The following is a 24,624-nucleotide window of genomic DNA, read 5'->3' as shown; positions in this document are numbered from 1 at the left end:
CATGCGCCTGTCCCCGGTATCCCCGCTGTCAACGGCGCGGAGCCGTCAGTTCAGGTAGGTACGGATCCAGTTGGGGGACAGGATCTCGCCCTCCTCGGTGATGATCCAGGGCTGCTTGGCCGGGTCGCCCAGGGCGCCGGCGGCGGCGTTGATCGCCTCGCGCAGGGTGTTGAACCGCTCGGGCTGCGCCAGCGGGGCGCTGGCCGGGGCCGTACGCCAGATCGTGAGATCGGCGGGCCGTTCCAGAGCTTCAGTTTCCATCGGTACTCGTCCTTCCGAACCGTGTGCGACCGTTCAGATACCCACCGCAGGCCTGAACCGGCTCGGCGCGGGGATCGAGGGTCTGAGCGTCAAAGCAAGCATCTCTGCGGCGGCTTTGCGATCAATTCGGGCGGTTTCCGAAACCAGCGTCCTCCGCGTAAGCACGATGGACGCAGCGGTCGCGTTTTCCCAGTCCGTATTAAGCGCGTACGCTTTGCCGAGAACTTGCGAGAATTGTGGTCCTCGAATGATGACCATTCCGTTAGCCAGTCTGTTCCGCCCGCCCGTGTGTGCCAGAACACGTCTGAGGCCCGCAGGCGGCGGTACGCACCTGTGTTGACGCTTCGATCCTGAACGCGCACTTAAGACCCGCGCCTGCCGGAGCCGACCTCCGGTTCTCTCTCGGAGACATCCGTGCCGGATCGTACCGTGCGCTTCGTGCTCGCCGCGGTTCTGGTCCTGCTGGCGCTGTACGTGGCCCAGCCCTACCTGCAGCCGCTGTTGTACTCCGCAGACACGCCCCGGGCCGTGACCGCCCGCGGCGATCTCGCGCAGTCCGAGCAGGCCACGATCCGGCTGTTCGAGCAGGCAAGCCCGTCCGTCGTCCACGTCTTCGCGCAGGGCGCGGCGCAGAACCGCGACCTGCTCGACCTCGACGACGAGGGCGGCGAACAACAGGGCGGCGGCACCCAGACCGGCACCGGCTTCGTCTGGGACGGGGCCGGGCACATCGTCACCAACACCCACGTCGTCCAGAACGCGGCGCAGAGCGGGGGCTCCGTCTCGGTCCGGCTGAGCGACGGCACGGTGGCGTCGGCGAGCCTGGTCGGGCTCGCGCCAAGCTACGACCTCGCGGTCCTGCGGCTGGGCCAGGTGACGCACATGCCGCCGCCGCTCGCGATCGGCACCTCGGCGGACCTCAAGGTCGGGCAATCGACCTTCGCGATCGGCAACCCGTTCGGCCTCGATCACACCCTGACCACCGGCGTCATCAGCGCCGTCCGCAGGCGGATGCCGACCAGCGAGGGGCGGGAGGTGTCGGGCGTCATCCAGACCGACGCGGCGATCAACCCCGGCAATTCCGGCGGGCCGCTGCTCGATTCCGCCGGTCGGCTGATCGGCGTCAACACCGCGATCGTGTCGCCCTCCGGGGCGAGCGCCGGCATCGGCTTCGCGATCCCCGTGGACGTGGTGAACCGGATCGTGCCGGAACTGATCAAGGTCGGCCGGGTGCGCAATCCCGGCATCGGCATCATCGCCGCGCAGGAGGCCGCCACCGCGCGGCTCGGCATCGACGGGGTGGTGATCGTGCGGGTCCTGCCCGCCTCGCCCGCCGCGCAGGCCGGCCTGCGCGGCGTGAATTCGCAGACCGGCGATCTCGGAGACGTGATCGCGGAAGCCAACGGCACTCCGGTCCATCGGCTGGCCGACCTCACCGCGGCGATCGAGGAGGCGGGGCTCGGTGCGGCGGTGACCCTGAAGGTCGAGCGCGACGGCCGGATCCGGCAGGTCCGGATCACCACGACGGATGTGGCGGAGAATCGCCAGTGAAGGCCCTGCTGCTCCCCGTCCTCATGGCCCTCGCCGCTGCCGGAGCCTCGCACGCCGCCGAGCAACCGGCGCGCTCACGCCTATGCCCGGAAGACCTGCCGGAGGGCGTGCGGCTGCCGCCGCAGCCCGGCTGCACGGCCGGCACCCGGCCCGCGCCGACGCGCCGGGAGGGGGTCTACGATCTGGGCGACGGCACGACCGTGCGGATCGGCGGCCATGCCTCGGCCGCGTACGGCGTGCGGCGCTGACCATGGCGCTGTTTGCCGGCCTGCTCGCATGCCTGACGCTCTGGTGGCTGTCGAAGAACAAAGACGGCCTCGGCCGGCGCCTGAGACGCGCCCTCGGCCAGGGGTTCGGCGCCATGATGGGCGGAACGCGGACACTCGGCGCGGTGTCGCTGCTGGCGGGCGGCTTTCTGCTCCTGCACGGCAACCTCGTTCTGGCGGCACTGCTCGGCCTGAGCGGCGTTTGGATGATCGAGGGACAGGACTCGATGACGGCGCGGCTGCGCCGCCTGATCCGGTCGGGGGCCGCGAACAATCCCCGTGATCCTCAAAATCCCCTTTATCCGGACCCGACCCCGGCGCCGCGCGATCCCCCGACGCCGCGCGCCCCCCCTGCGCCGCGCGATCCCTACGCGTCCCAGGATCGTCGCTTCCGCACGACGCTGATCGAGGCGCATCTGCGCCCCGACGGGAGCCTGCGCACCGGCCGCGTGACCGGGGGGCCACAGGCGGGGGTGTGGCTCGACGCCATGCCGACCGACGCGGTCGTCAGTCTGCTGCGGCTCTGCCGGGTTCGCGACCCGATGGGCGTCGCCCTGCTAGAGCCGTATCTCGACCGCCGGGCGCCCGGCTGGCGTGTAGACGCTGAGCGTGATCGCGACCCGGGGACGCGCCGCCCGCCGAACCCAGGGGCGCTGACGCAGGAGGAGGCGTACCAGATCCTGGGGCTTCAGCGCGGGGCGACCGCTGAGCAGATCCGGACGGCCCACCGGTCGCTGATGAAGCGCGCCCACCCCGACCAGGGGGGAAGCGCCGAGGGCGCGGCGCGCGTCAACGCCGCCCGGGACAGGCTTTTGAACCGACATCGCTGATACTCCGCGCGCGTTGTCAGAAAATGGATCGGTCTCGGCCGCGGGCGAACGGCGTCGCGGCACATCCTGTCGGCGCGGTCGGCGCCGGCCGGTCCTCGTCGGTCAGCTTCGGGTCGCGAAGCAGCTGAAGCCGCTGCGCTTCAGGGCCGAGCAGGCATCCTGCGCGGAATCCTGCTCTGCGAAGCCCGAGAAGCGGGCGCGGAACAGGGTGGTGCCGCCATGCTCGACCTTGACCGTGTAGGGGGCCGCCTTCGACAGGCTGCCGCCGACCTTGGCGCGGGCCTCCGAGAGCATCGAGCGGGCTTTGGTTTCGTCGTCCATGGCGCCGAGCTGGATCACCCAGGCGGTCGGCACGACGCGGGCGCCGGTGACCGCCTTCGGCGGCTCGTCGCGCTCGACCGAGGCCACGCGCGCCACTGTTTTGCTGGCACCGGGGAAGGGCGCCTGGGCGCTGCTTCCGCCGGCATACGCCTGGGCAGATTTCGGAACTCCCTGGGGACCGGGCTTCCAGGTTTCAAGCGGGTACTTGCCGCCCGGCGTCGTGGTGGCGGCGGCTTTGGGCGAGAGGTCCAGGGGCTCGCCGGTGGTGCCGGTGGTCTCGACATCCTCGTCGTCCGCGGAGACAACCTGCGTGCGGGTCCGCGACACGCCGTCGGCGACGACCGCCGGGCGGGCGCGCTCGGCGACCTCGGTGGTGGGCGGCGAGATCCGGGCGCCGGCATAGGCGTGCGGCAGGCTGGAGCGGACGAGGTCGGCCATGATCCGATCGCGGCCCGCGCCGGACTTTCCGCCCAGCACGATCGCCACGATCTGCCGGCCCTCGGACTTCGCCGCCGTCATCAGGTTGAAGCCCGAATCCCGGGTGTAGCCGGTCTTGATCCCGTCCACGCCCTGGACGTTGCCCAGCAGGTGGTTGTGGTTGCCGATGACCCGACCGCGGAACGCGAAGGACCGCGTTTGGAAGTAGCGGTAATAATGCGGGAAACGGTCCTGGATCGCCCGGGCCAGCACGGTGAGATCCCGGGCCGTGGTGAGCTGGTCGGGATCGGGCAGGCCCGAAGCGTTGGCGTAGTGCGTCCGGCTCATGCCGAGGGCATGGGCCTTGGCGGTCATCATCTGGGCGAAGCGCTCCTCGGAGCCCGCGATGTTCTCGCCGATGGCGCAGGCCACGTCGTTGGCCGACTTGGTCACGATCGCCTTGATGGCGTCCTCGACCGCAATGGTCTGGCCGGGCCGCAGGCCGAGCTTCGAGGGCGCCTGGGCGGCGGCATGGGCCGAGATGGTCAGATCGGAATCGAGGGCGAACTTGCCACGCTCCATCTGCTCGAACAGCAGGTAGAGGGTCATCACCTTGGTGATCGAGGCGGGATGGCGCAGCGCATCCTCGTTGACCGCGTGGAGGGTCTTGCCGCTCTTCACGTCGACCACCATGGCGGCGTAGGGCGGGTTGTAGCCGCCGCCGGCCGCGCGGGCGTGGTGGTGGTGTCGTCCACGCCGGGCCTCGGCCGGGGCGGCGAGGGTGGACAGAACCGCGGCGGCCAGGATCGCGGCCGGCAGCGCGGGAATCGTCCGAGAGCGGCCTACTACGCTACGCATCACGCCTGATTGCCTCGCGAGACCGGCACGCGCCGGTCGTGTCCCTAGAGCGGAGCGGCGCCGGTCGCGTGGCCCCGCTGCATCACCGCAGAGTTAGGCAAGTGCAGTTACAGGCCCGTTAATGCGATCGCCGCGCGTATCGGGTTGTGACGTTTCTGCTGATGGTTGCGGGCCGGACGGCGGGCCCGCGATACGCCCACAGCCGCGGAGGGGGGAGGGCGTGTCGCGCCGCGCCAAGTCCGCGCGCCAACCGAATTGTCGCCGCTTGACGCTGCCGGATACGGCGCACACAGTCGGAGACAGATCCGATACAGCTGCCCGGCCCCGACCGGCAGGCGGCGGCCGGGAGTTCGGCCATGCTGACGCGCGACCCCCACCCGTCTTTTCTGGATCCGGCCGACTTCGGCGCGCCGCGGCGGCGGCTCGGCGTCACCGGACGGACCGGCCAGACCCTCGAGATCACGTGGACCATTTCCATCAAGCAGGGCCTCGACGATCGTGCGGCCCCGGCCCGGACCCGCGCCGCAACCCGCGATCCGGCCGAGATCCTGGCGGCTCAGTCCACCTATCCCCAGCGGGGCGGAGCACGCCGGACCGCGCGTTCGGCGGTGACCGCAGACCAGATCACAATTCCCACCGCCGATCCGATGCGGCCGCCGGCCCCCCATCCCACCCGGGCGCATGAGCGGGTCGGGGGCCGTGCGCCAGTCGCAAGCTCAGCGGGACGGACAAGTGCGCGCAGGCGTCTGGCGAAGTCGGCTCACCGTCTGTAGATTAGGGACAGAGGAGCCGCGCGTTGCTCCCGGCAGGGCCAGGACGGGATCGGCCTTCGCAGTCGGCGACGCCCGCTCCAATCGAGGGATCGGTTCGACGCACATGACTCAGGTCCCCCACCAGGGCACCGCACGTTCGATGGGGATTGCGCGGCCGGTCACGGCCTCCGGCTCGCGCGCGCCGGGCGGCGACGACCGGTCCAACACCGCGATCATCACCCGTACCAAGACCCGGACGAAGCGACCGAGCCTCTACCGGGTCCTGCTCCTGAACGACGACTACACGCCGATGGAATTCGTCGTGCTGGTGGTCGAGCGCTTCTTCAACAAGAGCCACGAGGACGCCTACCAGATCATGATGCACGTGCATCAGAACGGGGTCGGCGAGTGCGGGGTGTTCACCTACGAGGTGGCGGAGACCAAGGTGACGCAGGTCATGGACTTCGCACGCAAACACCAACATCCTCTCCAGTGCGTTATGGAAAAAAAGTAGGCGCCGTTCGCGGTAGGCACGAAGGACAGAGGCCAGCTTTGCCAAGCTTCTCACGCAGCCTAGAACAAGCTCTCCACCGCGCCCTGGCGCTCGCGGGAGAGCGCCGGCACGAATACGCGACGCTGGAGCACCTCCTGCTCGCCCTCGTGGACGATCAGGATGCGGCCGCGGTCATGCGCGCCTGCAACGTCGAGGTCGACACGCTCAAGCGAAGCCTGATCGACTACGTCGACACGGAACTGTCCAACCTCACCGGCGACGGCCGGCAGGACGCCAAGCCCACGGCCGGGTTCCAGCGTGTGATTCAGCGCGCGGTGATCCACGTCCAGTCCTCCGGCCGCGAGGAGGTGACCGGGGCGAACGTGCTGGTGGCGATCTTCGCCGAGCGCGAGAGCCACGCCGCCTACTTCCTGCAGGAGCAGGACATGACCCGCTACGACGCGGTCAACTACATCAGCCACGGCATCGCCAAGCGCCCCGGCGCCTCCGAATCGAAGCCGGTGCGCGGCGCCGAGGAGGAAGGTGCTGCCGAGCGTCCAAGCGACGACGGCGATCCCCGCGGCGCCAAGAAGAAGGGCGACGCGCTGGACGCCTATTGCGTCAACCTCAACAAGAAGGCGCGTGACGGCAAGATCGACCCGCTGATCGGCCGCGAGACCGAAGTCCAGCGGACCATCCAGGTCCTGTGCCGCCGGCAGAAGAACAACCCGCTGCTGGTGGGCGACCCCGGCGTCGGCAAGACTGCGATCGCGGAAGGGCTTGCGCGCAAGATCATCCAGCACGAGGTGCCGGAGGTCCTGGCCGACGCGACGGTGTTCTCCCTCGACATGGGCACGCTGCTCGCCGGCACCCGCTACCGGGGCGACTTCGAGGAGCGCCTCAAGCAAGTGATGAAGGAGATCGAGGCGCACCCGAACGCGATCATGTTCATCGACGAGATCCACACGGTGATCGGTGCCGGTGCGACCTCGGGCGGCGCCATGGACGCGTCGAACCTGCTGAAGCCCGCTTTGGCCTCCGGCACCCTGCGCTGCATCGGCTCGACCACCTACAAGGAGTACCGCCAGTACTTCGAGAAGGATCGCGCCCTAGTCCGCCGATTCCAGAAGATCGACGTCAACGAGCCGTCGATTCCCGACACGATCGAGATCGTGAAGGGCCTGCGCCCGTACTTCGAAGAGTTCCACAAGCTCAAGTACACGACCGAGGCCGTGAAGGCCGCGGTGGAGCTGTCGGCCCGCTACATCAACGACCGCAAGCTGCCCGACAAGGCGATCGACGTGATCGACGAGACCGGCGCCTCGCAGATGCTGGTGCCGGAGGCGCGCCGAAAGCGCGTCATCGGCATCAAGGAGATCGAGGCGACCATCGCCACGATGGCGCGGATCCCGCCCAAGACCGTGTCGAAGGATGACGCGGTGGTGCTCCAGCACCTCACCGAGAACCTGAAGCGCGTGGTCTACGGCCAGCCGAACGCGATCGAGGCCCTGACTTCGGCGATCAAGCTGGCCCGGGCCGGCCTGCGCGACCCGGACAAGCCGATCGGCTCGTACCTGTTCGCGGGTCCGACCGGCGTCGGCAAGACCGAGGCGGCCAAACAGCTCGCCTCATCGCTCGGCGTGGAGATGCTGCGCTTCGACATGTCGGAATACATGGAGCGCCACACGGTGAGCCGCCTGATCGGCGCGCCCCCCGGCTATGTCGGGTTCGATCAGGGTGGCCTGCTGACCGACGGGATCGACCAGCACCCGCACTGCGTGCTCCTGCTCGACGAGATCGAGAAGGCGCATCCGGACCTGTTCAACATCCTGTTGCAGGTGATGGACCACGGCAAGCTGACCGACCACAACGGCAAGCAGGTCGATTTCCGCAACGTCATTATCATCATGACGACCAACGCGGGCGCCTCGGACCTGGCGAAATCGGCCTACGGCTTCACCCAGACCAAGCGTACGGGCGACGACGTAGAGGCGATCAACAAGCTGTTCGCGCCGGAATTCCGCAACCGTCTCGACGCGATCATCTCGTTCGGCCACCTGCCGAAGGAAGTGGTGGCGAAGGTGGTCGACAAGTTCGTCCTCCAGCTCGAGGCGCAGCTCGCCGACCGCAACGTCACGATCGAACTCTCCGATGAAGCTCGCGCGTGGCTGGTCGAGCACGGCTACGACGACGCCATGGGCGCCCGCCCGATGGCCCGGCTGATCCAGTCGACCATCAAGACGCCGCTCGCCGACGAGGTGCTGTTCGGCAAGCTGAAGGATGGCGGTGCGGTCCGGGTGATCGTGCGCAAGCCGGAGGACGAGGAGGCCAAGGCCGGCGCCAAGGACAGCCTGGGCTTCGACTTCCCGGCCGGTCCGGTCACGCCCAAGCCCGAGGCCGACGTCACCAACGCCGCCAAACGCCACAAGCGGGCCAAGCCCCGCACCGCGACGCGGAAGAAGACGCCCAAGGACGACAAGGACGACAAGGGCGGCGGTGGCGGCTCGGGCGGCGGCGTCCGGACCGTGCCGAAGGTGCCACTCGTGCGCGCCTAATGGTGTGCCTGCCGGCCGGCGGCCTTCCAGACTAGGAATTGCCGGTCTATGACCGCCGCGACGCGACAGCGCCGCGGCGAGGAGGCGTCCGATGACCGACAACCTGCACGAGGGTCCGCTCTCGCCCGTCGCGCAGACGGCACCATCCAGGAAGACGACTTGGCGGGAGGAGCGGCGTCAGCGCCGCCGCCGCCGGAAGCGCGGCGAAGAGATCCTGGCCTGGTTTCTCGTGCCGCTGATCTGCGTCGGCCTCTACCTGGGCGTCAGCGCGGGATTCAACTTCCTCGGGACTTCGCCGGGTCAGGTCTGGGACCAGCTGATGCAGGTCAAGGCGATGATGGAGAAGCGCTCCAGTACCCCGGGCGCGCGAGGCTAGAGCCAGCTCTCCGTTCGCCGGCTCCGGGGTTTGATCGAGGAGCCGCCATGCGACCGACCCGACGCGCGATCCTCGCCGCTCCCCTGCTCGCGGCTCCGGCGCTTCGCGTGGCGGCGAGCGGCGGCAGCGTGGTGGTGGTCGGCGCCGGGTCGGCGGGTTTGGCGGCGGCGTCTCGCCTGCGGGATGCGGGCCAGGGCGTCACGCTCCTCGAGGCGCGGGACCGCATCGGCGGCCGGGCCTTCACCGACACCGCCCTGGGCCCCGACTGCCCGTTCGACGCCGGTGCCGAGTACATTCACTGGGCCGAGCGCAATCCCTGGGCGCCGATCGCCCGGGCAGCCGGCGCGCGGTTCGCCCGCGAGGACGGCTGGGCGCGCACCCTCACGATCGACGGCCGCCCCGCCACGCAGCCCGAGCAGGCCGCCCGCCGGGCGGGGTTTTCCGGTCTCGACGCGCTGCTGCAACCGAAGGGTGGTGACCCGTCGCTCGCCGAGGCGGCCCGGGCCGGCGGTCCCGATACCGAACGGGCTGCGGCGGGCCTGAGCCGGCTGTCGCTCGGCGAGGATCCCGAGCGGGTCTCGGCGGTCGATTACGACCGGCTCTGGTCCGGAACCGACCTGTGGGTCGATGGCTACGGCAACCTCCTCGCGCGCCACTTCGCCGACCTGCCGGTGACGCTCGGCTGCCCGGTTCAGGCGATCGACTGGTCCGGGCCGGACGTCCGGGTCGAGACCGCGCGGGGCACCCGATCGGCCGCGGCCGTCATCGTCACGGTGCCGGTGGGCGTTCTGCACAGCGGCGCCCTCCGGTTCACGCCCGGCCTGCCCGAGCCGCACCGGACGGCGCTCGATGGGCTGCACATGGGCGCCTACACGAAGATCGGCCTGCGGCTGGACCCGGCCAAGATCGATCCGGCGGCATTCGGGGACGCGGTCTCGATCGCGACTGGCGGTCCGACGCTGTACTTCGAGATGGGCCCGTTCGGGCGGCCCCTGGCGGTGGCCAATCTCGGCGGCGACGGTGCCCGCGACCTGTGCCGGGCCGGCGAGGCGGCGGCGGTGGCGTTCGCCACCGAGCGCCTGGGCGCGATCCTGGGCGGCAAGGCCCGGGGCGTGGTCCAGGCGGGACGACTCGCCGCGTGGTGGACGGATCCCTACGCCAACGGGTCCTATTCCATCGCGGCGCCCGGCCACGCGGAGGCCCGCGACCGCCTGCGCGCACCGGTGGGTGGGCGGGTGTTCCTCGCCGGGGAGGCGCTGGCCGGCGGCGGCGCCATGACGGTCGGCGGCGCAACCCTGGACGGCGAGCGTGCGGCGCGGGACGTGCTCAAGGTGCTGGGGGCGTGACCGGAGCGAGCGCTTACGCGTCTCTCCCTCTTCCCTCTTCGGGCTACCAGATTCACATATCGGTGTTGGATAGGGCTGAGCGGCGACCGCGCATCTTCCTCCCCCCTTGCGGGGGAGGGTGGCCCCTGCGTCAGCAGAGGTCGGGAGAGGGGACACGGCTTCAGGATTAGGCGGAGCAGCGGTGAGCAGCGCGCCCCATTCTGCAGCGTCGCTCCCCTCTCCCGACCCCCTACGGGGGCCACCCTCCCCCGCAGAGGGGGGAGGGAGCGCGCAGTGGCCTTCGACCCGGATTGTTCTGCAGCCGTCGAACGCATCGAACCGCGATCTGTGAATATCGTAACTCTCTGCGGGGGGGGGAGGGAGAACGCGCGTTCAGCCTGACCGCCAATTCTACTCAGTCATTGAACGGATAGGCACCCCGCAGGCTCACTCCGCCGCGTCCGCCTGCCGAAACCCCGCGATCCCGATCTGATCGGGATTGATCGCGTGCAGCGCCCGCCGGGCCGCCTCCAGCGGATGCTCGGCCTCGATCCGGACGGAGGTCAGGTCCGGGCTCTTGTAGACGGTGACGATGGTGTCCATCACCTCGGTGAGCGTCGTGCGCTTGTCCTCGGGCGCGGCGATCAGGAGCTGAAGGCCCCAGGCCCGATAGAGATCGACCAGCGCCTGGCTGTTGCGCACGTCGAGCTTCGAGAAGGCCTCGTCGAGCAGGCACAGGCCGAGCCCCGGATTTTCGTCCCCAGGCCGGTCGCCCGGATAGTAGGCGCTGGCCAGCGAGGCCGCGATCGCCACGTAGAACGGTGCCTGCGCCTCGCCGCCCGAGCCGCGTAGCGCCCGGGCCGACATGGTGGTGCGGTTGCCCGCCCGGTCGCGCATGCCGATCTCGTACACGAAGTAGTTGCGGTAATCCGCCAGCCGGGCCGCATCCTCCTCGCCGGCGATGAGCGCGGTGATTTCGGCGAGCGCCGACGCCATCGGGCCCTCGGTGGCGCCGTCGAGCAGCGCCTGCGCGGCCTCGGGAGAGCGTGCGGTCTCGGTGGCGAGCGCGTGGACGGCGGCGTAGCGGCGGTCCACCGCCGCCTCGAACGCGTAGGTCTGGCCGGTGAAGCTGCGGGCCGAGAGCCGCTCGTTCAGCGCCTCCAGCCGGGCGTGGACCCGCTCGAACCGGTCGGCGAGGCGCGTCAGCAGATCCTCGGTCATCAGGCGGCGCATCTCGACCTCGGCCCGCTCGGCCTGGGCCCGGTAGCGCCGCAACTCGTGGCCCTCGACGGCGTCGTATTCGCGCCGGACCCAGGCGAACCCGTCGATCGCCGGCGCATCGCCCTGGTTCAGGGGATTCTCGACCCGCCACGCCGCGCAGGCCTCGGCCAGCTCCCGCTCGGCGACCCGCCCGTGGGAGCGGGCCGCCTCGGCGGCCTCCTTGGCGAGCCCGCGCTCGGTGGTGGCCCGGGACCCGGCGGCCTTGGCGTCGAGACCCGCCAGCGCGCCCCGGGCCTCCGCGATCACGCGCAGATCGAACACCTCCGAGCGGGCGAGGCGGACCCGGGCGGCGTCGCCGCCCATGACTTGGCGCAGGGCCGCGCGCCGCGCCGACAGGGCCGCGCGGGCGGCCTCGCGCATGGTCACCAGCCGGGCGCGGAGCGCAGCCTCGTCGGCGAGCAGGCGGTCGAGCTTCGGCTCCAGCTCCTCCGACAGCTCGCGCAGATAGGCGACGCGCTCCGTGGTCAGCGCGGCGATCTCGGCGGCGAGTCCGGCGGTGTCGCGCTTCTCGATCCCCTCGCGCTCGGTCTGGAGGGTGCGCCGCCGGCCGTCGAGACCGTCGAGCTCGGCGCGCAGCGTGTCGATATCGTCGAGGCCTCGAACGATGCGGGCCCGGATCGCCGCAGCGGTGCGGGCGGCCTCGCGCAAGACCGCCGCCTCGCCGCGCAGGCGTCGTGCTTCCACGACCGCGGCCTCGTGAACCCGGCGGCTGTCGACGGTCGGCCCACGATGGCCACGCGTCATGAGCAGATCGACACTCCGTGTCACCGAATACGCCATGCCGGCGGTGGTCCGCCCGCTCGGCGCGACGGCCCGGGCGAGGCGGGCGAGTTCGGCGTCATCCTTCGCGAGATCGTAGCCGCCGAGCCGCACCCCCAGGAACGCCTCCGCGTGCGGATCGCGGGTCTCGATCACCGTCAGCGGGCCATCGTCGTAGCGGCGGGCGCGCTGCTTGGCGGTGTCGGTGGTCTTGACCAGGATGCAGCGGTGGAACCGGTCGCGCCCCCCCTGGAGCACGCCCAAAGCCTCGTGAAGCCGGTCGGGTGCCACCACCAGGGCCTCCCGGGCGCGCCCGAGCAGACCTTCCAGCGCCGGCCCCCAGGTCGGATCGACGATCTCGGCGAGTTCGCAGATCGGCAGGGCGTCGATACCGCGCCGGTCCAGCTCGCCGCGGAATGCCACCGTGTCGGAGGACAGGCGCGCCGCCGGGCCGGCGCCGGTGCGGGGCGCGGTGCGCTCGGCCTCGCCCTCCTGGGCACGGGCCTTGAGCGCGGCATCCTCGGCAGCCCGCTCCAGGGCTTCGTCGAACTCGGGCAGCCGCGCCAGCCCGTCGATCAGCTCGGCCAGAGGGCCTTCGGGGCGCAGGATCTCTTCCGGCGGCGATTCCCGGCGCAGCCCGGCCCGGGCGCAGGATTCGGCGAGCCGCGCCGCCTGCGGACAGCCCTGGCGCAGGATCGGGGCGACGGGCTGGAGCTTGCCCATCTGGCCAATGAGCGCGACGAGGTCGGCGATCCGGCCCGCCAGCTCCTTCCGGTCGCGCTCCAGCATGGAGAGGCCGAGCGTCGAGGCGGCGAGCCGTCCCTCGGCGGCGCCCGCGGCGGCGAGCGCCTTCTTCTCGGCGATCTCCCCGTCGATGTCGCGCACGAAGCCGCGGCTCGCCGCCACGCGCTCCCGGGCGATGCGCAGGGCCTCGGCCCCCTCGCGCAGGCGCAGCCGGACCGCGACGAGGTCGAGGCTGCGGCGGCGCAATTCGGCGGAGGCCGCCCGCAGCTCATGGCTTGCCGTATCGAGGATGGCCTCGCTCCAGGCCTCGTAGCGGTCGCGCAGGCGCCGCAGGCGCGCGAGCCGGCTCTCCAGCTCGCCGATGGTCTCCAGCAGCCGGCGCCAGTTGGCGACGGACTGGCGGACGCGGTCCACGTCGAGCGGCTCCGGCTCCAACACGAAGGCGCGCACGAAGGCGCTGGTGTCGAAGATCGGCTTGAATGCCACCGCGTTGGCGAAGCTGCGCAGGAAGTGGCGCGGCTCCGGCGCTGGCGCGCCCTCGCGCAGGGTGGCCAGCACATCGGCCGTGAAGCGCTCGCCGGAGGTCCGGTACTCGGTGAAGCTCGACGCCCGCGCCCGCAGGTCCCCGGCGATCTCGCTCCAGGGGGCCGTGTAGGTGCCGCCGGGGGCGGTGCGGGCGTAATCGGCGATCTCGAACCGGTGCCCGACCGCGATGAAGCGCGACAGCACGGTCTCCTTCGGCTCGACCGCCCGGGCCGCGAGCGCCAGCCCGACCGTGACGATCCGCCCCGAGGCCGGGTTCTCGAACACCAGGGCCAGGACAGTCTCGCAGGATTCCCGGGTCGGGCGGCCGCCCTCCGCGGGGTCGCTGATCCAGCCCAGGCAATAGTCGCGCACCGTGCGCGCGCTGCGGCCGGACGCGGAGGCGTTCAGCGCGAGGCGGCTGGCATTGTTGCCGGCCAGCACCGTGCCGACCGCGTCGAAGATCGTCGACTTGCCGGCCCCGGTCGGCCCGACCAAGGCGGCCGCGCCCCGCAGCCGGATCTGCTCACGGCGGATCAGATACCAGTTCGCGATGGCGATATCGGTGAGGACGTACACGATGTCGGGGCCGGGGCGGAGAACGATCGGTTCAGTTGGCCGGACTCGGCCGCGTATGCAAGCCGGTGACAGAGGCTGCGGCGCCTCAAGTTCTGCGCGAACCGCCAGCTTGCTCCGGCCAACACCCCCGGTATCGTTGCCGAAGGCTAGAGATCTGACAAGAACATGTCCGCCAACATAAAAACAAAACTCAGCAGCTTGTTCCTGTTTCTGCTTATCGCAGCCGGGATACAAGGCGGAATGACGATCGTTCGGATGAAATCCGTCGATCATCAATTGACCGAACTGCTCGACCGGGCGATGCCATCCTTGGATGCGGCGGAAACCCTCAGCGCGCTGACTGTCAAAGCGCGTCTGCTGCAGGTGCGGGTCGCCACGGCGGACACGGAGGCCGAGCGCGATGCGGGCCGCGCAGCGGTGGAAGACATGCTGAAGGATCGGGCCGCGCGGGTCGAGGCCTACAAGGCCCGGATCGTCGCTCCGGACGAGCAGGCGCTCTTCGAGACGCTGATCGCCAAGCTGAAGACCCAGACCTACGATTGGGATCGGTTGCGCGGGATGAGCCTCAGCCAGCGCGAGGCGGCGATGTCCTATTACCGGGGCGCCATGAACGCCCATTACCAGGACGCGTCGAAGGCGGCGCGTGCGCTGGTGGAACGGCATGTCAGAACCGTCGAGGAGTCCGGCCGAACCGCCCGGGCGAGTCAGGCGCGCGCCGTGTCCTCGACCATCGCCATCCTGGCCGCCACGCTGGTGGTCGCCCTGGGCGCGATGCTCTACGCGCTGCTCGGGGTCTCGCGGCCGATCACCGTGATGACCGACGCCATGCGCCGGCTTGCGAGTGGCGATACGGACTCGGCGGTGCCCTATGCAGGGCGGCGGGACGAGATCGGGGCCATGTCGGCGGCCGTGCAGGTGTTCCGGCAGAACCTGTTCCAGACCCGCGCCCTGGAGGCCGAGACGAACCGGGCCCGCGCGGAGTCCGAGAGTCAGCGCCGCCAAGGAATGCGCGACCTCGCGGAGCGCTTCGAGACCGCCATCGGCGGCATCGTCCGCACGGTCGCGGCCGCGGCGACGCAGCTTCAGGCGACGGCCCAGGCCCTTACCGCGACGGCGACCCGGACGGCCGACCGCTCCGGCGATGCGCGCATCGCCGCCGCGGAGGCCGCCGCCAACGTCAACACCGTGGCGGCGGCGGCCGAGGAACTCGGATCCTCGGTGGACGAGATCGGCCGTCAGGTGGTGGCGTCGGCGGATCTGGCGCAGGTCGCTGCCCGCGAGGCGGCCACGACCACCGGCTTGGTCCAGGAGCTGAGCACCGGCGCCCGGACGATCCGGGAGGTGGTGACGCTGATCGCGGAGATCGCCGGCCAGACCAACCTGCTGGCTCTGAACGCCACCATCGAGGCGGCCCGGGCCGGCGATGCCGGCAAGGGTTTTGCGGTGGTCGCCGCCGAGGTGAAGCAACTCGCCGAACAGACTGCGAAGGCCACCAGCGAGATCAGCCGGCAGATCGGCCAGATGCAGGGTTCGACCGACCACGCCGTCCGCGCCATCGGCGGGATCGCGGGGCGGATCCGCGAGATCGACGCCACTGCGGCGACCATCGCCAGCGCGGTGGCGCAGCAGGGGGCGGCCACGCAGGAGATCGTCCGCAACGTCACCCAGGCGGCGTCCGGGACCGACACCGTCACGGCCAACATCACGGAGGTCGCCGGCGCGGCCGACGAGACCGGCGCGGCGGCCGGGGAGGTACTGAGCGCGGCCTCCGCGATGGCCGAGCAGGCCGCCCGGCTCGGGTCCGAGGTCGAGCATTTCCTTGCGACCGTTCGGGCGGCCTGATCGGGTGGCTCAGACCTCCCCGGCCTCCGTCCAAGCTCGCAGGCGCTCCAGCCACGCGTCCGAGGCCAGCACCGCCACGCCCGGCAGGAGCGCGAGCGGCGTCACCCGCTCGACCCGGTCGCGCTCGCCGAGCCGCAGGCCGCCGCGGCGCGCGTAGAGCCGCAGGATGTCGGCGAGCCGACCCTCCTCGGGGGGCTCGTTGCGCGCCACCGTCCGGATTTTTTCCACGATCTCGTCGGTGGTGCATTCGACGATCCCGTCCGTGCCGACGCGGTGGTCGCGCAGGCCCTCCTCGTAGAGCAACCGCAGGGCGAGCAGCACCAGGGTCTCGTCCTTGCGCAGGCGCTCCGACATGATGTCGTGCCGCGGCGCGTCGGCGGCCGGGCTCAGCGACACCATCTGGTCGCGGTGCGAGACCGTCAGCGCGTAGCCCAGGCAAGCGAAGTAGTCGGTGAAGAACGGCGCGTAGTGCCGGGCGAGCTCGTAGGAGCGTCCGATATTCGGGGTGTCGGCGTAGATCACCTGCCCCTTCAGCAACACCTGCAGGGCCCGGCTCAGCTCCTCGGCATCCGGCGCCCGGGTGCCCGGCGGCGCCGGCTCGTCGCCGTCGATGATGGCGCGGAACCCCTCAAGCACCGGGGCGGCGCTCCAGCAGGAAATCCGGGCAGTCGAGCCAGCCGTTGGCCACGCGCTCGGGCAGGCGGCTGACGGCGTAGCGCTCGCCCAGGCGTGCATCGAACAGCACGTCGATCTCGCGCAGGCGCTGGAACACGATGAAGTCATCGACGTCCTTGATCGCGATCTCGGAGCCGCGCAGCCGGATCGCCTGGCCGAGCCGGGCTTCCACGAAGGCGGTCATGCCCTCGGGCGTCACCGTGGTGCGGCGGCGGAACTCCGCCTTCGCGGCCGCGAACGCATCGATCACGGGATCGTCCTCGATGTCGGGCAGGGGCTCCATGTCGATGGCGAGTTTGCGGGCGCGGGGCGTCTGCAGATGCGCGTGGCCGATCGGCGGGCGCAGCAGCGACACGTCGGCCGGCACGTCGGGGGCGATCTCGGCGCCGCCGATGGCCCGGAGCATGGCGGCGGCGCGGTCGACGCCGCCGGGGTCCGGCCGATCCATGACGTGGAGCGCCGCGGCGATCCGGCGCTCCAGCCGCGCCACCACGGCATCGACCGCGTCGAGGTGGTTGTCGAGCCCCTCGAACACCGACAGGATCTGGGCGAGGTCGGCCCGCACCGCCCGCTGGGCCGCGTCGAGATCGGGGCTGCGGCCCTCGCGGATCAAGCCCTCGGCCAGCGCCCGCACCGTAAGGGCGTCGCGGAGCGCCCGGCCGGCCTCGCGCACCACGCTGGCGCGGAACCGGAACGGGTTGAAGCGGGTGTGCAGCGTCCGGTAGTCGCTGATCAGGTGGCGCTCGACGAAATCCTCGAAGAACAGCCGGAAGGTCTTGGCCCGGTCGGGCTCGCGCAGGATGCGCTCCTCGACCTTGCGCATCCCGGCGGCGAGGCCGCGCACGTGGGCCAGGAAGGCGGCGGACGCCCGGGCGGCGTTCGACAAGGCCTCCGAGCGGCTGCCGGGATCCGACAGGGCGCTCTCCAGCCCGCCCAACACCTCCAGCACGGCACCGCCATACGAGCGGGTCTCGCCCCGTTCGAGCCGGGACAGTTCCTCCAGCAGGAGCCGCGCCTCGGGGTCGAACTCCACCACCGGCACGTAGCGCTCGCGGCGCTCGATCAGCCAGCCGGTATCGAGCAGGCGGCGGTAAAGGGCGGTGCGGCGCTCCGTGGGGTCGGCCGAAATCGGCTCGTCGCCGCTGACCTCCGGATCGCTCCAGCCCGCGGCGAAGTCGCCGATCTCGGCGAGCAATTCGGCCTTGCGCACCGGCTCGGCCCCGAGGACGCGCCGGTGCAGGTGCAGCAGCAGGGCCGCGTTGAAGCCGCGGCTCGGGGCGGCCAGCGGCTTGAACAGCTCGTCGGGCAGCTGCGCGAACAGCATTCTTTTGGGACTCTCGCCGTCGCGCAGCCGCGCCGTTACGCAGCCGTGCCGTTACTTCGCGCCGAGGAGTTCGACGTCGAAGATCAGCGTGGCGTTCGGCGGGATGACGCCGCCGGCGCCCCGAGCGCCGTAGCCGAGTTCCGGCGGGATGATCAGGGTGCGCTTGCCGCCGGTCTTCATGGTGGCGACGCCCTCGTCCCAGCCCTTGATCACCTGGCCGGCGCCGAGGGGGAACGAGAAGGGCTGGTTGCGGTCGCGGGAGGAGTCGAATTTCTTGCCCTTCTTGCCGCCCTCGTCGAGCCAGCCGGTGTACTGGACGGTGACCTGCTGGCCGGCCTTCGGCTCAGGCCCGGTCCCGACGACCTCGTCCTGGTACTTCAGCCCGGAGGGCAGGGTAACGGTCTCGGCAGTTGCAGCTGTGCTCATGGCGATCAACGCGGCTCCGGCGATCAGGGTCAGGCGAGGCATGGTTTCTCCCTGGAGCCGGCGCCATGCGCGCCGGCCGTCGCCGCGCCTTCTAGCGACTCGCAAAGGTTGAGGCCAGGGTTGGGGCTCGCGAGGCGCGGACCGCGTCTTCAGGCTGTCATGCTCACAAACTGCTGGCTGCGGCGCTCTCCTACCCTTTGCGGGGAGGAGCCGGAGGTGGTGCAGAAGGCACCGTCACGCTCCATCCTGAACCACCCCCACTCCTGACCCCTCCCCACAAGGGGGAGGGGAAAAGTACTTTGGTCTCAGAGGCTTCAGCTTTGGAGGGATGGCCTCACCCACCCAACATTCCAGCGAGATAAACCACCAGCCTCCTGGCGACTTCGCCCTTGCCGAGGCGCGGCCAGGTCTCCATCGCGCCGTCCCGGTGGATCAGGTGGACCGTGTTGTCGGACCCGCCCATCACACCGCCCGCCGCCGAGACGTCGTTGGCCACGATCAGGTCGCAGCCCTTGCGGGCGATCTTGGCCCGGGCATGGTCCAGCACCGCGTCGGTCTCCGCCGCGAAGCCGACCACCAGGGGCGGGCGCCCCGTGGACCGGTGCGCGATCGTGGCGAGGATGTCGGGATTCTCGGCGAGCGGCATCGGCGCGTGGCCGGTGCCGTCCTTCTTGATCTTCTTCGTGCCAGCCTCCCGCGCCGGGCGCCAATCCGCCACCGCGGCGGCGAAGATCGCGAGATCGGCCGGCAGCGCCGCCTCGACGGCGTCCAGCATCTGCCGGGCGGTCTCCACCCGAATGACCGCGACGCCCGGCGGATCGGGGATCGCCACCGGCCCTGAGACCAGCGTCACGGAAGCACCGGCCCGCGCGGCAGCTTCCGCGATGGCGTGGCCCTGGCGGCCGGAGGAGCGGTTGGCGATGTAGCGCACCGGGTCGATCGGCTCATGGGTCGGGCCGGAGGTCACCAGCACCCGCCGGCCCGCGAGGGGGCGGGCGAGGCCCACGCCCAGCATCGCCTCCAAAGCATCGGCGATCTCATGGGGCTCGGCCATACGGCCGGGGCCGGTCTCGGCCTCCGCCATCCGGCCGGCATTGGGGCCGACGATATGGACGCCGTCGCACTCCAGGGTCGCGCGGTTGCGGCGGGTCGCCGGATGCGCCCACATCTGCACGTTCATGGCCGGCGCGATCAGGATCGGCAGGGTCGTGGCCAGCAGGATGGTCGTCGCGAGGTCGGCCGCGTGACCGCCCGCCATCCGGGCCATCAGATTGGCGGTGGCGGGCGCCACCACCACGGCATCGGCCTCCCGGGCGAGCTTGATGTGGCCGATCTCGGCCTCGCTGGCGCGGTCGAACAGGTCGGTATGGGCGCGCTCGCCGGCCAAAGCCGCGGCGGCCAGCGGCGTCACGAATTCCTGCGCCCCTTTGGTCAGGACCGGGCAGACGCTGGCGCCCCGCTCGCGCAGGCGCCGGATCAGGTCGAGGGCCTTGTAGGCCGCGATACCCCCGCCGATGACGAGGAGGACGCGACGGTCGGCGAGGGTCTCGTTCATGGCGGAAACCCTCTGCGCGACGTTACCCGCGCGTCAAGCGCCGCTCAGGCCGCCGCGGGGACGGCCGCCGTCTTCAGCCCACCGAACCGGCGCTCCCGGCTCCGGAATTCCGCCATCGCGGCGGCGAGTTCCTCGGGGCCGTAGTCCGGCCACATCCGCTCGGTGAAGTGCAGCTCCGCATAGGCCGCCTCCCAGAGCAGGAAGTCGGACAGGCGCTGCTCGCCCCCGGTCCGGATCAGCAGATCGACCTCAACCGGCGATCCGTGCATCGGGCCCGCCACCAGCGCGCCGAAATCCTCGCGTGTCACCGCCTCCTGCGCCTGGAGGTGCTGCGCCGCGGCGATGATCGCGTCGCGGGCGGAATAGTCGACACAGATCCGCAGGTGCAGGCGGCGCCCGGCTTCGGTGGCGGTCTCCGCGGCCATGATCGCCTCCGGGATGCCCGCCGGGAGCCGATCGCGGCGGCCCACGACGCTGAGCCGTGTGCCGGTGCGGGCCAGCCTCTGGGTCTCGTTGCGCAGGTAGGAGCGCAGGAGCCGCATCAGACCGCCGACCTCCTCGGCCGGGCGCTGCCAGTTGTCGGCCGAGAAGGCGTAGAGGGTCAGCGTGCCGATCCCGAGATCCGGACAGGCCTCGGCGGTCCGCCGGATCGCCTCGACGCCGCGGTGATGGCCGGCGAGCCGGGGCAGGCCGCGCTGCGTCGCCCAGCGCCCATTGCCGTCCATGATGATCGCGGCGTGCAGGGCCTTCGGCGCCGCCTCACTTTGCATCGTAAAGTCTCCAGGACACAGCGTATCGGTGAAGTTTATTGGAGCGACATTAACAGTCTTGGAACAGTGTAACGGTCTCACGCCGGTTTCGTGGCCGGATCGAGGCCGCGGCGGCCCGATTCAGGGCCGGGCTCGGCGGCTTCCGCAGCGTCGCGGACGACCTGTTCCAAGACGCCGAGATAACCGATGAAGCGCTGCCGTCCGTTCGCGGTCAGCCGGCACACCGTCTGCGGGCGGTTCTGCGACAACCCCTTCTGAAGCGTCACGAAGTCGGCCTCGCTCAGAACCGCGAGGTGCCGGCTCAGGTTGCCGTCGGTCAAGCCGCACAGCCGCTTCAGATCGGGGAAGGGGAGCCCCTTGGGGTGGGCCACCAGGGAGGTCAGCACGGAGAGCCGCGCCCGCTCGTGGATGATCCGGTCGAGCCCCTCGTAGGAGAAGCGGCCCACGTCGCGATCAGAGGCCATCATCGTAGGCCCGGGCGCCGTGATGAATGACCGCAGCCAGCCAGATCTGACCGACCAGGAAGGGCAGGCCCATGGCCCAGGGCGAGAGGACGCGCGTCTCCGCCGAGAAGGCCAGCACGCCGAGCCCGGCGAGCAGGTACCACGCGCCCACGCCCTGGACGCCCCGCGGCAGGATGCGCGCGGAGGCAAACAGGCCGAGGCCGACCAGAACCTGCCAGAGGCCGGGCAGCATCCAGACCTCCTGAGGCGCGAACCGGGCGATCACCAGGGCGAGGCAGGCCCCCGCGCCGGCCGCCGGCAGGAAGACCTCGATGGCGTTCCACACCATGGCGTCGGCGAGGCCGGAATGCAGGCGGCGCGTTCGCCGCACCGCCTCGATGCCGATCATCGCGAAGGCGGCCAGAGCGGCTGCGACCCAGAGGCCGAAGAACAGGCCGGCCCGGACCGCCGGGTCGCCGAGCCACAGGGCCTGGCCCGCCGCACAGGCCAGAGCGAGGCCGCCGGTACCGGCGATCGTCGCCGCCCCCACGCCGCGAAACGCCGTATCGCGGGCGATCTGCGAGCGGATCGCCACGATGTCGGCCAAGGCCTTGTCCAGGTCCTGCATCCGCCTCACGCCCCGGGCTGCATCGTTCTTGATCGTGCTTTGCGCCGCAAAGTAACGGCCCTTGCAATCCGTCGCAAGCCAATTCGGCCGGCTCGAAAGCCTGTTTTCCAGACATGAGATCGGCGAAACGAGCCGAAAATAACGCGAAAACTACCTAACGGTTGTATTCCGATGATCTCTCGGGATGAACGGCAGCGCACCGGGAATCGGACGGCCTCCTCCGGGCGCCGGCCGATCGGGCGCGGCGCGGCAAAACTCTCCGGCCGACAGGCTTCCGCGCGGCGGCCGCTCGGCCCATATTGAGCCCATGCCCGCTCCGAAGAAATCGCGCGCCGCGTCCGTGTCGACCACGTCCGCCAAGGCGTCGAAGCCCGAGCTGAAGCCGCTCGATACCTATCTCGCCGCGTTGCTGAACCCGGCGCTCAACCGCAACAGGCCGGCGCCGATCGAGGCGCCGCCCGAGCCGCCCGCCCGCCCGGGCAAGCCCAAGGGGCGCGGCGGCAAGGGCGGGACTCCGCAAGCCGCCACGCGCCGGGCGGAGATCGCCCGCGACGGCTTCGCGGAGGCACCGCAGGCCGGCTACGCGCTGGGCGATGCCGCGGATGTCGACCCGCGCCTGGCGCAAGCCCTCGGACTGACCCCGCCCGAGGACGGACCGGTGCCGGAGGGCGCCGACCTGCCCGATCCCGGCGGCGATGGCGGCGCCTCGGCGACGGTCTCGGCCCTGGAACGGCTGCTCATCGAGGGCAACCCGCTGTTCAAGGACGGCCAGACCTGGGTGCCGCACCGGCCGGAGCGGCCCCAGAAATCCGAGGGCGGCCTCAGATTCACACTGAAATCCGAGTTCACGCCGGCCGGTGACCAGCCCAGGGCCATCGCCGAACTGGTCTCCGGCGTTCAGGCCCATGAGCGCGATCAGGTGCTGCTCGGCGTCACCGGCTCGGGCAAGACCTTCACGATGGCCAAGATCATCGAGGAGACCCAGCGCCCGGCCCTGATCCTGGCGCCCAACAAGACGCTGGCGGCGCAGCTCTACGGGGAGTTCAAGTCGTTCTTCCCCGATAACGCCGTGGAGTATTTCGTCTCCTATTACGATTACTACCAGCCCGAGGCCTACGTGCCGCGCTCGGACACGTTCATCGAGAAGGAATCCTCGATCAACGAGCAGATCGACCGGATGCGCCACTCCGCGACCCGCGCCCTGCTGGAGCGCGACGACGTGATCATCGTCGCCTCGGTCTCGTGCATCTACGGCATCGGCTCGGTCGAGACCTACACGGCGATGTCGTTCACCGTGTCCCTCGGCGAAAGGATCGAGCAGCGGCAACTCATCGCCGACCTCGTGGCCCTGCAGTACAAGCGGATCCAATCGGATTTCGCCCGCGGCACCTTCCGGGTGCGCGGCGATTCGATCGAGCTGTGGCCCGCTCACTTGGAGGATCGCGGCTGGCGGATCGGCCTGTTCGGCGACGAGATCGAGAGCATCGTCGAGTTCGACCCGCTGACCGGTAAGACCCTCTCCGAGCTGAAGTTCGTGAAGGTCTACGCCAACTCGCACTACGTCACGCCGCGCCCGACGCTGCAGCAGGCGATCAAGGGCATCAAGAATGAGCTGAACGGCCGGATCGAGGAGCTGACCAAGATGGGCCGGCTCATCGAGGCGCAGCGCATCGACCAGCGCTGCACCTTCGACATCGAGATGATCGAGGCCACCGGCGCCTGCAACGGCATCGAGAATTATTCGCGGTATCTCACCGGCCGTAAGCCCGGCGAGCCGCCGCCGACGCTGTTCGAGTACCTGCCCGACAACGCGCTCGTCTTCACCGACGAGAGCCACGTCACCGTGCCGCAGATCGGCGGCATGTACCGGGGCGACTTCCGCCGCAAGGCGACGCTCGCCGAATACGGCTTTCGGCTGCCCTCCTGTCTCGACAACCGCCCGCTCCGCTTCGAGGAATGGGACGCGATGCGGCCGATGACCGTCCACGTCTCGGCGACACCCGGCAAGTGGGAGATGGAGCAGACCGGGGGCGTCTTCGCCGAGCAGGTGATCCGCCCGACCGGCCTCGTCGACCCGGTGATCGAGATCCGCCCGGCCCGCTCGCAGGTCGATGACCTGCTGGGCGAGGTGCGCGAGGTCGCCCAGGCCGGCTACCGGACGCTGGTCACGACGCTGACCAAGCGCATGGCCGAGGATCTGACAGAGTACTTGCACGAGAACGGCGTGCGGGTGCGCTACATGCACTCCGACATCGACACGCTGGAGCGGATCGAGATCATCCGCGACCTGCGGCTCGGCGCCTTCGACGTGCTGATCGGCATCAACCTGCTGCGCGAGGGCCTCGACATCCCGGAATGCGCCCTGGTGGCGATCCTGGATGCCGACAAGGAAGGCTTCCTCCGCTCGGAGACCTCGCTGATCCAGACCATCGGCCGCGCCGCCCGCAACGCCGACGCCCGCTGCATCCTGTACGCCGACAACATCACCGGCTCGATGGAACGGGCGATGGCCGAGACCGAGCGTCGCCGCGTCAAGCAGCTCGCCTACAACGAAGAGCACGGCATCACCCCGCAAAGCGTGAAGCGCGGCATCGCCGACATCCTGAGCAGCGTGTTCGAGCGCGACCACGTCCAGGTCGATACCGGACTCGCCAAGGATGCGGTCACGATCGGCCACAACCTCAAGGCCGTGATGGCGGATCTGGAGAAGCGGATGCGCACGGCCGCCGCGGATCTCGACTTCGAGGAGGCGGCTCGGCTGCGCGACGAACTCAAGCGGCTCCAGGCCACCGAGCTCCTGGTCTCGGACGATCCGATGGCCCGGCAGGGCGACGTGGAGCGCGAGGCGGGCAAGTTCGGCCGGAAAGCCCCGCGCGGAGCGGGGGGCAGCCGCATCACCAAGCCCGATCTGGACAATATGGGTCCGGGGACGGACCGGGAATTGCCGGCCAACGCGGTGGCTTGGCAGGAGCGGCCGAAGCCGCGCTCGACGCAAGGCCTCGGCGGACAGAAGCCGAAATACAAGGGCGGCGGCGGGCGCAAGCGGGGCTGATCGAGGGGCGGAAAGCCGC

At 70.6% G+C, this 24,624-nt stretch carries 20 protein-coding genes; 10 read left to right on the top strand and 10 right to left on the bottom strand.

The window, feature by feature from the left end; all coding sequences use genetic code 11:
- Positions 1–45: 45 nt before the first annotated feature.
- Positions 46–261, bottom strand: coding sequence for a hypothetical protein (locus MKK63_RS04730; RefSeq protein WP_243999160.1), 216 nt, complete (start codon positions 259–261; stop codon positions 46–48).
- 414 nt (positions 262–675) lie between these two features.
- On the opposite strand from MKK63_RS04730, the gene MKK63_RS04725 reads away from it, so the two are divergent.
- Genes MKK63_RS04725 through MKK63_RS04715 form a run of 3 tightly spaced genes read left to right on the top strand, consistent with a single transcriptional unit; the run spans position 676 to position 2,908 of the window.
- On the top strand, positions 676–1,812 hold the full coding sequence (locus tag MKK63_RS04725; protein WP_243999157.1) for a S1C family serine protease: 1,137 nt from the start codon (positions 676–678) through the stop codon (positions 1,810–1,812).
- Positions 1,809–2,060 (top strand): hypothetical protein, encoded by a 252-nt coding sequence (locus MKK63_RS04720; protein WP_243999155.1) that lies wholly within the window; start codon positions 1,809–1,811, stop codon positions 2,058–2,060. The genes MKK63_RS04725 and MKK63_RS04720 overlap by 4 nt, the downstream gene beginning before the upstream one ends.
- 2 nt (positions 2,061–2,062) lie before the next feature.
- Positions 2,063–2,908 (top strand): J domain-containing protein, encoded by an 846-nt coding sequence (locus MKK63_RS04715; protein ID WP_243999153.1) that lies wholly within the window; start codon positions 2,063–2,065, stop codon positions 2,906–2,908.
- Positions 2,909–3,010: 102 nt separating this feature from the next.
- Here the strand turns inward: MKK63_RS04715 and MKK63_RS04710 are convergent, their stop codons facing one another.
- On the bottom strand, positions 3,011–4,504 hold the full coding sequence (locus MKK63_RS04710; protein ID WP_243999227.1) for a serine hydrolase: 1,494 nt from the start codon (positions 4,502–4,504) through the stop codon (positions 3,011–3,013).
- A 356-nt stretch (positions 4,505–4,860) separates the two neighbouring features.
- Between MKK63_RS04710 and MKK63_RS04705 the strand changes: the two genes are divergently transcribed.
- From MKK63_RS04705 to MKK63_RS04685, 5 genes are all read left to right on the top strand, one after another.
- Positions 4,861–5,277 carry a hypothetical protein gene (locus MKK63_RS04705; RefSeq protein WP_243999151.1) on the top strand — a complete coding sequence of 139 codons (417 nt, stop codon included), beginning with the start codon at positions 4,861–4,863 and terminating at the stop codon, positions 5,275–5,277.
- A gap of 103 nt (positions 5,278–5,380) precedes the next feature.
- The gene (gene clpS / locus MKK63_RS04700; protein WP_409564472.1) at positions 5,381–5,770 is read left to right on the top strand and encodes an ATP-dependent Clp protease adapter ClpS; all 390 of its coding nucleotides are present in this window, start codon (positions 5,381–5,383) and stop codon (positions 5,768–5,770) included.
- A gap of 38 nt (positions 5,771–5,808) precedes the next feature.
- Positions 5,809–8,304 carry an ATP-dependent Clp protease ATP-binding subunit ClpA gene (gene clpA, locus MKK63_RS04695; RefSeq protein WP_243999149.1) on the top strand — a complete coding sequence of 832 codons (2,496 nt, stop codon included), beginning with the start codon at positions 5,809–5,811 and terminating at the stop codon, positions 8,302–8,304.
- 91 nt (positions 8,305–8,395) lie between these two features.
- Complete coding sequence (locus MKK63_RS04690; protein ID WP_243999147.1) at positions 8,396–8,680, top strand: hypothetical protein; 285 nt, start codon at positions 8,396–8,398, stop codon at positions 8,678–8,680.
- A gap of 47 nt (positions 8,681–8,727) precedes the next feature.
- Entirely contained in the window at positions 8,728–10,026 is a 1,299-nt protein-coding gene (locus MKK63_RS04685; RefSeq protein WP_243999145.1) for a flavin monoamine oxidase family protein, read from the top strand.
- A 426-nt stretch (positions 10,027–10,452) separates the two neighbouring features.
- On the opposite strand, the gene MKK63_RS04680 is transcribed toward MKK63_RS04685, so the two are convergent.
- Positions 10,453–13,890: an SbcC/MukB-like Walker B domain-containing protein gene (locus tag MKK63_RS04680; RefSeq protein ID WP_243999144.1), complete on the bottom strand. Its 3,438-nt coding sequence runs from the start codon at positions 13,888–13,890 to the stop codon at positions 10,453–10,455.
- Between the two features lie 165 nt (positions 13,891–14,055).
- Here MKK63_RS04680 and MKK63_RS04675 point away from each other — a divergent pair, with 165 nt between their 5' ends.
- Positions 14,056–15,732: a methyl-accepting chemotaxis protein gene (locus MKK63_RS04675; protein ID WP_243999142.1), complete on the top strand. Its 1,677-nt coding sequence runs from the start codon at positions 14,056–14,058 to the stop codon at positions 15,730–15,732.
- A 9-nt stretch (positions 15,733–15,741) separates the two neighbouring features.
- Here MKK63_RS04675 and MKK63_RS04670 read toward each other — a convergent pair whose 3' ends face one another.
- The 7 genes from MKK63_RS04670 to MKK63_RS04640 all read right to left on the bottom strand — a co-directional run bounded on the left by MKK63_RS04670 (position 15,742) and on the right by MKK63_RS04640 (position 21,553).
- On the bottom strand, positions 15,742–16,368 hold the full coding sequence (locus MKK63_RS04670; protein WP_243999140.1) for a DUF4194 domain-containing protein: 627 nt from the start codon (positions 16,366–16,368) through the stop codon (positions 15,742–15,744).
- Complete coding sequence (locus MKK63_RS04665) at positions 16,361–17,731, bottom strand: Wadjet anti-phage system protein JetA family protein (RefSeq protein WP_243999138.1); 1,371 nt, start codon at positions 17,729–17,731, stop codon at positions 16,361–16,363. Before MKK63_RS04665 ends, MKK63_RS04670 begins: the two co-directional genes overlap by 8 nt.
- Positions 17,732–17,782: 51 nt before the next feature.
- Entirely contained in the window at positions 17,783–18,199 is a 417-nt protein-coding gene (locus MKK63_RS04660; protein ID WP_243999136.1) for an FKBP-type peptidyl-prolyl cis-trans isomerase, read from the bottom strand.
- Positions 18,200–18,491: 292 nt separating this feature from the next.
- A complete protein-coding gene (coaBC, locus tag MKK63_RS04655) occupies positions 18,492–19,712 on the bottom strand; it encodes a bifunctional phosphopantothenoylcysteine decarboxylase/phosphopantothenate--cysteine ligase CoaBC (RefSeq protein WP_243999134.1) in 1,221 nt (406 codons plus the stop codon).
- A gap of 44 nt (positions 19,713–19,756) precedes the next feature.
- Positions 19,757–20,482, bottom strand: a complete 726-nt coding sequence (locus MKK63_RS04650; protein WP_243999132.1) for a di-trans,poly-cis-decaprenylcistransferase — start codon at positions 20,480–20,482, stop codon at positions 19,757–19,759.
- Between the two features lie 77 nt (positions 20,483–20,559).
- A complete protein-coding gene (locus MKK63_RS04645; protein WP_243999130.1) occupies positions 20,560–20,949 on the bottom strand; it encodes a transcriptional regulator in 390 nt (129 codons plus the stop codon).
- Positions 20,936–21,553, bottom strand: coding sequence for a hypothetical protein (locus tag MKK63_RS04640; protein WP_243999128.1), 618 nt, complete (start codon positions 21,551–21,553; stop codon positions 20,936–20,938). Before MKK63_RS04640 ends, MKK63_RS04645 begins: the two co-directional genes overlap by 14 nt.
- Before the next feature lie 307 nt (positions 21,554–21,860).
- Here MKK63_RS04640 and uvrB point away from each other — a divergent pair, with 307 nt between their 5' ends.
- Positions 21,861–24,605, top strand: coding sequence for an excinuclease ABC subunit UvrB (gene uvrB, locus MKK63_RS04635; RefSeq protein ID WP_243999126.1), 2,745 nt, complete (start codon positions 21,861–21,863; stop codon positions 24,603–24,605).
- The last annotated feature ends 19 nt before the right edge of the window (positions 24,606–24,624 follow it).

Source organism: Methylobacterium sp. J-088 (genome assembly GCF_022829295.1).
In the GTDB taxonomy this organism is placed as follows: Bacteria; Pseudomonadota; Alphaproteobacteria; order Rhizobiales; family Beijerinckiaceae; genus Methylobacterium.
The sequence above is the reverse complement of the archived record's forward strand: the minus strand, read 5'-3'. Positions and strand labels throughout refer to the sequence as shown.

Coding starts and splice junctions, on each gene's coding strand:
- MKK63_RS04730 (WP_243999160.1), bottom strand. CDS start 261: ATGGAAACTGAAGCTCTGGAACGGCCCGCCGATCTCACGATCTGGCGT.
- MKK63_RS04675 (WP_243999142.1), top strand. CDS start 14,056: ATGTCCGCCAACATAAAAACAAAACTCAGCAGCTTGTTCCTGTTTCTG.
- MKK63_RS04715 (WP_243999153.1), top strand. CDS start 2,063: ATGGCGCTGTTTGCCGGCCTGCTCGCATGCCTGACGCTCTGGTGGCTG.
- MKK63_RS04690 (WP_243999147.1), top strand. CDS start 8,396: ATGACCGACAACCTGCACGAGGGTCCGCTCTCGCCCGTCGCGCAGACG.
- MKK63_RS04710 (WP_243999227.1), bottom strand. CDS start 4,504: ATGCGTAGCGTAGTAGGCCGCTCTCGGACGATTCCCGCGCTGCCGGCC.
- MKK63_RS04705 (WP_243999151.1), top strand. CDS start 4,861: ATGCTGACGCGCGACCCCCACCCGTCTTTTCTGGATCCGGCCGACTTC.
- MKK63_RS04650 (WP_243999132.1), bottom strand. CDS start 20,482: ATGCAAAGTGAGGCGGCGCCGAAGGCCCTGCACGCCGCGATCATCATG.
- MKK63_RS04645 (WP_243999130.1), bottom strand. CDS start 20,949: ATGATGGCCTCTGATCGCGACGTGGGCCGCTTCTCCTACGAGGGGCTC.
- MKK63_RS04665 (WP_243999138.1), bottom strand. CDS start 17,731: ATGCTGTTCGCGCAGCTGCCCGACGAGCTGTTCAAGCCGCTGGCCGCC.
- MKK63_RS04640 (WP_243999128.1), bottom strand. CDS start 21,553: ATGCAGGACCTGGACAAGGCCTTGGCCGACATCGTGGCGATCCGCTCG.
- clpS (WP_409564472.1), top strand. CDS start 5,381: ATGACTCAGGTCCCCCACCAGGGCACCGCACGTTCGATGGGGATTGCG.
- uvrB (WP_243999126.1), top strand. CDS start 21,861: ATGCCCGCTCCGAAGAAATCGCGCGCCGCGTCCGTGTCGACCACGTCC.
- MKK63_RS04685 (WP_243999145.1), top strand. CDS start 8,728: ATGCGACCGACCCGACGCGCGATCCTCGCCGCTCCCCTGCTCGCGGCT.
- MKK63_RS04660 (WP_243999136.1), bottom strand. CDS start 18,199: ATGCCTCGCCTGACCCTGATCGCCGGAGCCGCGTTGATCGCCATGAGC.
- coaBC (WP_243999134.1), bottom strand. CDS start 19,712: ATGAACGAGACCCTCGCCGACCGTCGCGTCCTCCTCGTCATCGGCGGG.